We start from the raw sequence: 10,367 nt of genomic DNA on the forward strand, positions 1-10,367 counted from the left end.
GTCCGGTGGCGTCCTGGCGGCGTCAATACCACCTGATTTGAAGGTAAGTTGACTATCAGTCAGCGCTGCGGAGTCAATCGCCCGTTCGGCGCATGACGTTCAGCAGGTACTCCTTCCGGTTGAGCGGGTTGTGGTCGGTGCGCGCCCGCTCGGGCAGCGGACCACGGGTGACCGGTGCGTAGTGGTCGAAGGCGGTCTCCAGCTCGCCCTCGCCCCGGGTGAGCCCCGGCAGCCGCTGCCCCAGTTCATGGACCCGGGCGGCGGGCACGAAACCCTCCAGGACACCGGCCCGCTCGTGCGCCCCGGTACTCTCCGGCACCGCCCCCAGCCGCGCCAGCACCGGCAGCAGGGCGCCCAGCGCGTCCGCCGGAGCCTCGATGCGGAAGCGGTGCATCGGCTCGTACACCAGGGTGCGCGCCCGGCGCAGGGCGTCGATCAGCACGAGCGGGGTCAGGCCGCGGAAGTCGTAGCCGGTGCTCGACATGCTCTTGTCGAACCGCTGGTGGGCGTGGCTCTGCCGGGGTGAGTAGCCGCAGTGGGTCATGGTGACGGTGCAGTCCGTGACCTGCCAGCCGTGCAGGCCCTGGCCGAGCGTCTCGCGCACGGTGTCCTCCACGGCCTTGAAGAAGGCGTACGGCATCGACCCCAGCTCCACCTCGAGGCGGAACCGCACGCCCGAGCCGGGCGGGGCGGGGTCGACGCGCAGCCCGACGGTGGCGAGGAAGGGGTTGGCGTCCTTCTTGTTGAACTCCACGGCCTCCCCGCCGGCCACCGGACGTTCGATGCACACGGTGGTGGTCTCCCGGAAGGTGACGTCCAGGCCGTACTCGTCGGCGAGGGTGGCCTGGATGACCTCCTTCTGCACCTCGCCGTAGAGAAAGACGGAGGTCTCCTTGCGCAGCTCGTCGTGGCGGACGCCGATGAGCGGGTCCTGCTCGGCCAGCTGGGTGAGCGCGAGGTGCAGGGAGCGCCGGTCCGCGCCGGGGCCCGGGACGACGACGGTCTCCAGGGTCGGCGGCGCGAAGTGGTGCTCGTACGCCCGTCCCGGAGCGCCGAGCGCGTCGCCGACCCGGATGCCGCCGAGGCCCCACACCCTGGTGATCCGGCCCGCGCCGACGCCGTCCTGCCGGGCCTCGCCGCCCTGGTCGAAGACGGCGAGTGAGGTGATGCGGGCCTCCTCGCGGCCGTCACCGAGCGGGATGCGGTCGCGCACGCGCAGGGTGCCGGAGAAGATCCGCGCATAGGCGATCTTCTCCCCCGCCGGACCCCGCTCCACCTTGAACACCGTGCCGGACAGCGGGCCGTCCGGGTCGCCGCCGGCGGGAGGCAGCAGCCGTTCGATGCCGGTGATCAGTTCGTCCACTCCGGCGCCCGTGATGGCGGACCCGAAGTAGACGGGGTGGACCAGGGCCTGCCGGGTCTGGGCGGCCAGGGCGGTGTGGAGGCGGTCGTCGCGGACACCGCCGCCCACGTAGGCGGTGAGCAGGTCGTCGTCGTGGTCGACGAGCGCGTCCAGCGCTGAGGGGCCGAGCCCGGGGACGAAGCGGGCGTCGCGGGTGCCGAGCGCGGCGGCCGTCCCCATGGGGACGAGCGGTACGGCCAGCCGGCGGGTCATCTCGGCCGGCACGGACTCGCCGCGCGCCCCGCGCCGGTCGATCTTGTTGACGAAGACGAGGGTGGGGATGCGCAGCCGGCGCAGGGTGCGCATGAGGACGCGGGTCTGCGCCTGGACGCCCTCGACGGCCGAGACGACCAGGACCGCGCCGTCCAGCACACCGAGCACCCGTTCCACCTCGGCGATGAAGTCCGGGTGACCGGGGGTGTCGATGAGGTTGACGGTCACGGAGTCGAGCGGGAAGGAGACGACCGCCGACTTGATGGTGATGCCGCGCTGCCGTTCCAGCGCGAGCGTGTCCGTCCGGGTGCTGCCCTGATCGACGCTTCCGATCTCGTCGGTCACTCCGGCCGAGTGCAGCAGCCGTTCGGTCAGGCTGGTCTTACCGGCGTCGACATGGGCGAGGATTCCGAGATTGAGCAGATGCACTGAGCGCGATGTCCTTCGGCATGGGGTGGATTCCTTCCTGGGTGGACATGCACGCAGCGCGCATCGGTGGTCCTCTCCGTGTGACGTCGGGTTCCCGAACAGTGCAGCAGGGCCGAGCCCTCGACAGCAATGGATTAACGCTCAACAAATGCCCGCCGCAGCGCTCGCCGCTTTCAAGGCGCGGTCATAGAGTGACGTACATCACGTCCAGTTGACTGACTTGCTTCGCCCCTGCCCGCACGGTCTGGAGGGCACATGACCCACATCACGGTGAACGTGGACGGCACGACGTACGAGGACGACGTGGAACCCCGTCTCCTCCTCGCCCACTACCTGCGCGACCGCCTCGGCCTGACCGGTACCCCGATCGGCTGCGACACCTCCAACTGCGGAGCGTGCACCGTCGACCTGGACGGAGCGACCGTGAAGAGCTGCTCGGTGCTCGCCGTACAGGCGGACGGCAGCGAGGTGACCACGATCCAGGGGCTGGCCCAGGATGGCGAGTGGACACCGCTGCAGCGTGCCTTCCACGAGCGGCACGGTCTGCAGTGCGGCTACTGCACCCCCGGGATGATCATGGCCGCGCGCGATCTGCTGCGCGAGAACCCGCACCCCAGCTCCGACGAGGTCCGGCATGCCCTGGAGGGCAACCTCTGCCGGTGCACCGGATACCAGAACATCGTCCGCGCGGTGCTCGCCGCCTCCGGGCAAGAGGTCACCGAGGAGGTCACGGCATGACCGACCAGGCCGTCGAACACGAGGTCGGCCGCTCCCGGCTGCGCAAGGAGGACGCCCGGCTGATCACGGGGCAGACCAACTGGACCGACAACATCCAGGTGGCCGGACTGTTGCACCTGGCCATCCTGCGCAGCCCGATGGCCCACGCCCGCATCGCCCGCGTCGACGTCTCCCCCGCCCTGGAACGCCCCGGTGTCGTCGCCGCGTTCAGCGGCGCCGATCTCGCCGAGGGGCTGAGCTCGCTGCCCTGCGCGTGGCCGGTGACCGAGGACATCGTGCTGCCCGACCACCCGCCGGTCGCGGTGGACGAGGTCCGCTACGCCGGTGACCCGGTGGCGGTCGTGGTGGCCCGCGACCGGTACGCGGCCGCCGACGCGCTGGAGGCGATCGAGGTCGACTACGACCCGCTGCCGCCGGTCCTCGACCTGGAGGCCGCGCTGGCGGAGGGCGCCCCGCTGGTCCACTCCGACAAGGGCACCAACCGCTGCTACACCTGGCCGCTCGCCACCGGCGAGAGCTTCGCCGCGGTGCGCGAGCGCGCCGAGGTCACCCTGAAACGCCGCTACCACCAGCAGCGGCTGATCCCCAACGCCATGGAGCCGCGCGCGGTCGTCGTCACCCCGCTCGCCGCCTCCGGCGAGTACACGGTCTACTCGGCGACCCAGATCCCGCACATCCTGCGAATCATGCTGGCGATGGTCACCGGCGTCCCCGAGCACAAGCTCCGCGTGATCGCCCCGGACGTGGGCGGCGGATTCGGCTCCAAGCTCCAGGTGTACGGCGAGGAGGCCCTGGCGCTCGCGGTGGCACGCAGGCTCGGGCGCCCGGTGAAGTGGACCGAGTCCCGCTCCGAGGGCTACCTCGCGACCCATCACGGCCGCGGCATGATCCAGGACGTCGAGGTCGCCGCCACCCGGGACGGAAAGCTCCTCGGCCTGAAGGTCGACCTGCTCGCCGACATGGGCGCCTACCTGATGCTCGTCACCCCGGGGATCCCGATCCTCGGCGCCTTCATGTACCCGGCGATCTACAAGATGGACGCCTACGAGTTCAACTGCACCGGCGTCTTCACCACCCGCACCCCGACCGACGCCTACCGTGGGGCCGGCCGCCCGGAGGCCACCTTCGCCATCGAGCGGACCATGGACGAGCTGGCCGTCGAACTGGGCCTGGATCCCGTGGAGGTGCGGCGCCGGAACTGGATCCGGCACGAGGAGTTCCCGTACACCACCATCGCCGGGCTGACCTACGACAGCGGCAACTACGAGGCGGCGACCGAGAAGGCCCTGGCCCTGTTCGGGTACGACGATCTGCGCGCCGAACAGCAGAAGCGGAACGAACGCGGCGACACCGTGCGCCTCGGCATCGGCGTGTCGACCTTCACCGAGATGTGCGGGCTGGCACCGAGCCGAGTGCTGCGGGACCTCAGGTACGGAGCCGGTGGCTGGGAGGCGGCGGGAATCCGCATGCTGCCCACCGGCAAGGTCGAGGTCGTCACCGGCACCAGCCCGCACGGGCAGGGCCATGTGACCTGCTGGAGCCAGATCGCGGCCGACGTGCTGGGCGTGCCGTTCGAGGACGTCGAGGTGGTGCACGGCGACACCAAGGCGGCCCCGCAGGGCATGGACACCTACGGCTCGCGCTCGCTGGCCGTCGGCGGCGAGGCGGTGCACCGGGCGGCCACGAAGGTGGTGGAGAAGGCGCGGAAGGTCGCCGCGCACCTGCTGGAGGCGAGCGAGCAGGACCTGGACTTCCAGGACGGCGTGTTCTCCGTCAAGGGCTCCCCGGAGGCGCGCAAGACCATTCAGGAGATCGCCTTCGAGACGTTCACCTCGCACGACCTGCCCGACGGAGTCGAGCCGTCCATCAACGCCGAGACGCTGGTCGACCCGGAGAACTTCTCCTACCCGCACGGCACCCACCTGTGCGCGGTCGACGTCGACACGGAGACCGGGATGACGCGGATCCGGTCGTACGTCTGCGTCGACGACGTCGGCAGGGTCGTCAACCCGATGATCGTCGAGGGACAGGTGCACGGCGGGCTGGCGCAGGGCATCGCGCAGGCGCTGTTCGAGGAGGCCGTGTACGACGACGAGGGCAACCTGGTCTCCGGCACCATGGCCGACTACCTCGTGCCGTCGGCGGCGGACCTGCCGGACTTCGTGACCGACCGGACGGAGACTCCGGCGGTCGGCAACTCCATGGGGGTCAAGGGCGTCGGAGAGGCCGGGACGATCGCGTCGACGCCCGCCGTCGTGAACGCGGTGGTGGACGCGCTCCGGCCACTCGGCGTGCGGGACGTGCGGATGCCGTGTTCGCCGCACCGGGTGTGGCAGGCCATCCGGGCGGCCCGGTCCGGTACCGCCGAGGAGGCCGCCGGCACGGGTCCCGCGCAGTCCGGGCAGTCGGGACAGGCCGCTCAGTCCGGTGACATCGGTCAGTACGGCGAGCCCGATCAGCCGGCTCAGCCGGGAACGGAGGGTTCGGCATGATTCCTCCCACGTTCGAATACACCCGTCCGACGAGCGTGGACGAGGCGGTGCGCGCGCTCGCCGGCGCGGGCGAGGAGGCGAAGGTGCTGGCCGGCGGCCAGAGCCTGCTGCCGCTGCTGCGGCTGCGGCTCGCCTTCCCGGAGCTGGTCGTGGACGTCGGCCGGATCCCCGAGCTGCGTGGGGTCCGCGAGGACGGCGGCACACTCGTCATCGGGGCCATGACCACGCACCACGAGGTGGTCCACGACCCGCTGGTGCGCCGGCACGCCGGCCTGCTGGCGGAGGCGACGGCCACGGTGGCCGATCCCGCCGTACGGCACCGGGGCACCCTCGGCGGCTCGCTCGCGCACGCCGACCCGGCCGGTGACCTGCCCGCCGTGGCCCTGGCCCTGGACGCCGAACTGGTCGTCGCGGGACCGGGCGGCAGGCGTACGATCCCGGCGCGGGAGTTCTTCCTCGACTACCTGCAGTCGGCACTGGCGCCCGACGAACTGCTGGTCGAGGTGCGGGTGCCGAAGAAGGACGGCTGGGATTTCCACTACGAGAAGTTCCACCCCGTCGCCCAGTCCTGGGCCATCGTCGGTGTCGCGGCGCTGGTGCGGCGCGACGACGGGCACATCGCCGAGGCGCGCATCGGACTGACCAACATGGGCTCGACCCCACTGCGGGCCACGGCGGCCGAGGAGGCACTGTCCGGCGCCGACGGTCCCGAGGCGGTGGCGCGGGCCGCCGAGGCGGCGGCCGAGGGCGCCCAGCCCTCGCAGGACCTGTCCGCCTCACCCGAGTACCGGGAGCACCTCGCCCGGGTGCTGACCAGACGGGCGGTGCTGACCGCCACCGGGATGGGGTGAGCGCCGATCACCCGGTTGGACGGCCCGGAGCAGGTGCGCGCCCGCCTGGAGGAGACGGGGTACCTCGTCGACGAAGGGCTGGCCGTCACCTGCTTCCTGGCGCTGAGGCTGCACCGGCCGCTGTTCTGCGAGGGCGACGCGGGCGTGGGCAAGACCGCGCTCGCCACCGCCCTGGCCGAAGCGCTCGGCGCGCCACTGATCCGGCTGCAGTGCCACGAGGGTATCGACGCCTCGCAGGCCCTGTACGACTGGGACTTCCCGCGCCAGCTGCTGCACCTGAGGGCGGCCGAGGCGGCCGGCGTCAAGGACGCGGACCGGCTGGAGAGCGAGCTGTACGACCGGCGCTTCCTCATCGCCCGGCCGCTGCTGCGGGCCCTGCAGACGCAGCCGTCGGTGTTGCTGGTCGACGAGATCGACCGGGCCGACGACGAGTTCGAGGCGTTCCTGCTGGAGCTGCTGTCGGAGTACTCCGTGACCATCCCCGAGCTGGGCACGCTGCGGGCGCAGGTGCCGCCGGTGGTCGTGCTGACCTCCAACCGGACCCGGGAGGTGCACGACGCGCTGAAACGGCGGTGCCTGTACCACTGGTTCGACCACCCCTCCTTCGCCCGTGAACTGGCCATCGTGCGGCGCCGGCTGCCCGAGGTGTCGGCGCGGCTGGCCGAGCAGGTCACCGCGCTGGTGCAGACCCTGCGGGGCGCGGAGCTGCTCAAGCCGCCCGGAGTGGCCGAGACGATCGACTGGGCCGAGGCCCTGGACGCGCTGGGGGCGAGCGAGTTGGATGCCGAACTGGCCGTGGCGACCCTGGGGTCGGTGCTGAAGTACCGGGAGGACGCGGACCGGGCACGGGGACTCGACCTCGCGGCGGTCCTGGCGGCCCGGGGAGCGTGACCGTGATGGGCACGGCGGAGAGCGGAGCGAGCCGGCGACCGGGGCTCGCTACGGGGCCGCACGGGACAGAAGAGGTGCCGCTCGTCGCGGATGCCGTGAGCGGCGCGAACCAGCCACCGCCGGCGCGGCCCGAGCCGCTCCGGACCGACACCGCGAGCGGGGCCGGCCGACCACCGGAGGCGGACGCCGACCCACTCCGGGCCGACGCCGCGAACCAAGCCGGCCAACCACCGGCAGCGCAGCCCGACCCGCCCGGGACCGGCACTGTGGGCGGAGTCGGCCGGGCGTCAGGGGTGGGCGTGGCGTACCGGTCGCCGGCAGGGGATGCCGCGTTGTTCCGGGCGGATGCCGTGCTGGTCGGCTTTGTGCGGGCGCTGCGGGCGGCGGGGCTCGACGCCAGTACCGAGCGGCTGTACGCCTTTCTGCGCGCCGTGGACGTGTTGCGGCCCGCAATGCGGGCGGACGTGTACTGGGCGGGGCGGGCGACGCTGTGCGGCGGGCACGACGACCTGGAGCGGTACGACCGGGTGTTCGCCGCGTACTTCGGGGCGCCGGGCGAGCCCGCGCCGCGCGCTGTTCCGGCCGCTCGCCCGCCCCGTCTCGGGCTCGTCGCCCGGGAGGTGTCCGGCGCCCCGCGCAGGGCCGGTGAGGGCGAGCCCTCGGGTCCGCCCACCGCCACGCTCGCCAGCTCCGCCGAGGTGCTGCGACACCGCGACGTCGCCGGGCTGGACCCCGCCGAACGTGCCCAGCTGCGCCGCCTGCTCGCCGCGTTCGCGCTGCACGGGCAGACCCGCCGCTCGGCGCGGCGGCGGCCCGCCCGGCGCGGGGCCGTCGACCCGCGCCGCACCGTACGGGAGCTGCTGCGGCGCGGCGGGGAACCCGCCCGGCTGCGGCGGCACGCGCGCGTGGAGCGGCCCCGCCGGGTCGTCCTGCTCGTGGACGTGAGCGGCTCGATGGCACCGTATGCCGACGCGCTGCTGCGGTTCGCGCACGCGGCGGTGCGCGGGGGACGCACCGAGGTGTTCACCATCGGCACCCGGCTGACCCGGGTGACCCGCGAACTCTCGCACCGCGACCCGGACCTGGCCATGGCGGCCCTCGCGGCGGCCGTGCCGGACTGGCGCGGCGGCACCCGGCTGGGCGAGCTGCTGCGCGAGTTCCTGAACCGCTGGGGACAGCGCGGGATGGCGCGCGGAGCGGTCGTCGTCCTGCTCTCGGACGGCTGGGAGCGCGGCGATCCGGAGCTGCTCGGCGCGCAGATGCGCCGCCTGCACGCCCTGGCCCACCAGGTGGTCTGGGCCAACCCGCGCAAGGCCCGCCCGGGCTACGCGCCGCTGGCCGCCGGGATGGCGGCGGCCCTGCCCAGCGTGGACGCGTTCGTCGAGGGACACAGCCTGGCGGCACTCGAACGGCTGGCGGCGGTGGTGCGCGGGACGGGGAAGGGTGAGGCTGTGGTGAGAGGAGCGCAGCGTGCGTGAGATTCTGCCGGCGCTGGAGCGCTGGTACAGGGCCCGGATCCCGTTCGGGCTCGCCACGGTCGTCGCGGTCAGCCGCAGCGCGCCGCGCGGGCCCGGCGCCGCCATGGCGGTGGGGCCCGACGACGAGGTCGTGGGGAGCGTGTCCGGGGGCTGTGTGGAAGGTGCGGTGTTCGAGCTCGCCCAGGAGGTCGTGGCGAGCGGCGAGGCACGGCTGGAGACCTTCGGGTACAGCGACGAGGACGCGTTCGCGGTCGGGCTCACCTGTGGCGGCGAGATGACCCTGCTGGTGCGGCCCGTGACGCCCGCGACGGACCCCTCGTTCGGGGCCGTCGCCGCGTCGGTCACCGGGGGTGAGCCGGTGACCGTGGCCACGGTGGTCGACGGACCGGCCACGCGCGGGGCCACCCTGGCGGTCTGGCCGGGCACCGAGGCCGGCACGCTCGGCACGGCCGGGCTCGATGTGGCGGTCACCGCCGACGCGCGCGGCGAACTCGCCCTCGGTGCCTCCGTCCTCAGGCACTACGGGCCGCACGGGGAGCGCCGCGAGGACGCCGTCACCGTGTTCCTGCAGTCCTTCGCCCCACCACCCCGCATGCTGGTCTTCGGTGCGATCGACTACGCGGCCGCCGTGGCACGCATCGGCGACTTCCTCGGCTACCGGGTCACCGTGTGCGACGCCCGCCCGGTCTTCGCCACGCCCAAACGCTTCCCGGCCGGCGTGGAGGTCGTCGTCGACTGGCCGCACCGCTATCTCCAGGGCACCGACACCGACGAACGCACGGTGATCTGCGTCCTCACCCATGACCCGAAGTTCGACGTGCCGCTGCTGGAGGAGGCACTGCGCCGGCCGGCCGCCTACATCGGGGCGATGGGCAGCCGCCGTACCCACGACGAGCGGCGCACCCGGCTGACCGAGGCCGGTCTCACCGAGGCCGAACTGGCCCGGCTGCGTTCGCCGCTCGGGCTCGACCTGGGCGCCCGGACGCCGGAGGAGGTCGCCGTGTCCGTCGCCGGCGAGATCGTCGCCCTGCGCTGGGGCGGCAGCGGCGCGCCCCTGACCACGACCGCCGGGGCCATCCACCCGTCCGCCGCCCTCTGAGATGCGTGGAGGAAGTCATGGAGCTGCACCACGAGTTCACCGTCCCCGTCCCGGTCGACGACGCCTGGCACGCGCTTCTCGACATCGAACGCGTCGCGCCGTGTCTGCCGGGCGCGGCGGTCGAGGAGTACGACGGCAAGACCGTGACCGGCTCGGTGAAGGTCAAGGTGGGGCCGGTGACGGTGACCTACCGGGGCACCGCGGTCTTCGAGGAGCAGGACGAGGCGGCGCACCGGATGGTGCTGGTCGCGAGCGGCCGGGAGACCCGGGGGCAGGGCACGGCCAGGGCGACGGTCACCGCCACACTGAGCGAGCGCGACGGCGGTACGGCGGTGTCGGTGCGGACCGATCTGACGGTGACCGGGCGTCCGGCGCAGTTCGGGCGCGGGGTGCTGGGGGAGGTCGGCGACCGGCTGGTGGGACAGTTCGCGGCGTGCCTCGCGGAGCTGCTGGCCGAGCGGCCTGACCAGCCCTCCGCCGAGGCACCGGCACCGCCCGCCCGGGAGGAGCCGGAACCGCTCGACCTCCTGCGTACGGCCGGGTTGCCGGTGGCCAAGCGGGCCGCCGGCGCGGTGGCGGCGGCCGTCGTCGTCTTCCTGGTGGCCGTGCGCCTGTGGCGGCGGTGCCGGGCCCGGTCCCGTCGGGCGGCCTGGCACCGGTAGCCGATCCCGGGCTGGTCCGAGTCGGTCGGGCAGCCCGCCGACGGTCGCCGTCCGCGGGCTGGTCCGGATCGGTCGCGCGGCCTCGCGGCGGTAGCCGTTCACGATCTGGTCC

8 protein-coding genes are annotated in these 10,367 nt (G+C 73.2%); 7 read left to right on the forward strand and 1 reads right to left on the reverse strand.

What is annotated here, in order from left to right:
* Window positions 1–73: 73 nt before the first annotated feature.
* Window positions 74–2,044 (reverse strand): GTP-binding protein, encoded by a 1,971-nt coding sequence (locus tag ACFZDC_RS01735; RefSeq protein ID WP_391319367.1) that lies wholly within the window; start codon window positions 2,042–2,044, stop codon window positions 74–76.
* Window positions 2,045–2,299: 255 nt separating this feature from the next.
* On the opposite strand from ACFZDC_RS01735, the gene ACFZDC_RS01740 reads away from it, so the two are divergent.
* From ACFZDC_RS01740 to ACFZDC_RS01770, 7 genes are all read left to right on the forward strand, one after another.
* Window positions 2,300–2,782, forward strand: a complete 483-nt coding sequence (locus tag ACFZDC_RS01740) for a 2Fe-2S iron-sulfur cluster-binding protein (protein WP_391319368.1) — start codon at window positions 2,300–2,302, stop codon at window positions 2,780–2,782.
* On the forward strand, window positions 2,779–5,274 hold the full coding sequence (locus tag ACFZDC_RS01745; RefSeq protein ID WP_391319369.1) for a molybdopterin cofactor-binding domain-containing protein: 2,496 nt from the start codon (window positions 2,779–2,781) through the stop codon (window positions 5,272–5,274). The genes ACFZDC_RS01740 and ACFZDC_RS01745 overlap by 4 nt, the downstream gene beginning before the upstream one ends.
* Entirely contained in the window at window positions 5,271–6,125 is an 855-nt protein-coding gene (locus ACFZDC_RS01750; RefSeq protein WP_391319370.1) for an FAD binding domain-containing protein, read from the forward strand. Before ACFZDC_RS01745 ends, ACFZDC_RS01750 begins: the two co-directional genes overlap by 4 nt.
* Before the next feature lie 15 nt (window positions 6,126–6,140).
* Window positions 6,141–7,016: an AAA family ATPase gene (locus ACFZDC_RS01755; RefSeq protein ID WP_391319371.1), complete on the forward strand. Its 876-nt coding sequence runs from the start codon at window positions 6,141–6,143 to the stop codon at window positions 7,014–7,016.
* A 299-nt stretch (window positions 7,017–7,315) separates the two neighbouring features.
* Window positions 7,316–8,494: a VWA domain-containing protein gene (locus ACFZDC_RS01760; RefSeq protein WP_391319372.1), complete on the forward strand. Its 1,179-nt coding sequence runs from the start codon at window positions 7,316–7,318 to the stop codon at window positions 8,492–8,494.
* The gene (locus ACFZDC_RS01765) at window positions 8,487–9,593 is read left to right on the forward strand and encodes an XdhC family protein (protein ID WP_391319373.1); all 1,107 of its coding nucleotides are present in this window, start codon (window positions 8,487–8,489) and stop codon (window positions 9,591–9,593) included. Before ACFZDC_RS01760 ends, ACFZDC_RS01765 begins: the two co-directional genes overlap by 8 nt.
* Before the next feature lie 17 nt (window positions 9,594–9,610).
* Window positions 9,611–10,255 (forward strand): SRPBCC domain-containing protein, encoded by a 645-nt coding sequence (locus ACFZDC_RS01770; protein WP_391319374.1) that lies wholly within the window; start codon window positions 9,611–9,613, stop codon window positions 10,253–10,255.
* Window positions 10,256–10,367 lie beyond the last annotated feature (112 nt).

It is taken from the genome of Streptomyces sp. NPDC007905, from assembly GCF_042959345.1.
GTDB lineage: Bacteria > Actinomycetota > Actinomycetes > Streptomycetales > Streptomycetaceae > Streptomyces.

Coding starts and splice junctions, on each gene's coding strand:
- ACFZDC_RS01740 (WP_391319368.1), top strand. CDS start 2,300: ATGACCCACATCACGGTGAACGTGGACGGCACGACGTACGAGGACGAC.
- ACFZDC_RS01750 (WP_391319370.1), top strand. CDS start 5,271: ATGATTCCTCCCACGTTCGAATACACCCGTCCGACGAGCGTGGACGAG.
- ACFZDC_RS01770 (WP_391319374.1), top strand. CDS start 9,611: ATGGAGCTGCACCACGAGTTCACCGTCCCCGTCCCGGTCGACGACGCC.
- ACFZDC_RS01745 (WP_391319369.1), top strand. CDS start 2,779: ATGACCGACCAGGCCGTCGAACACGAGGTCGGCCGCTCCCGGCTGCGC.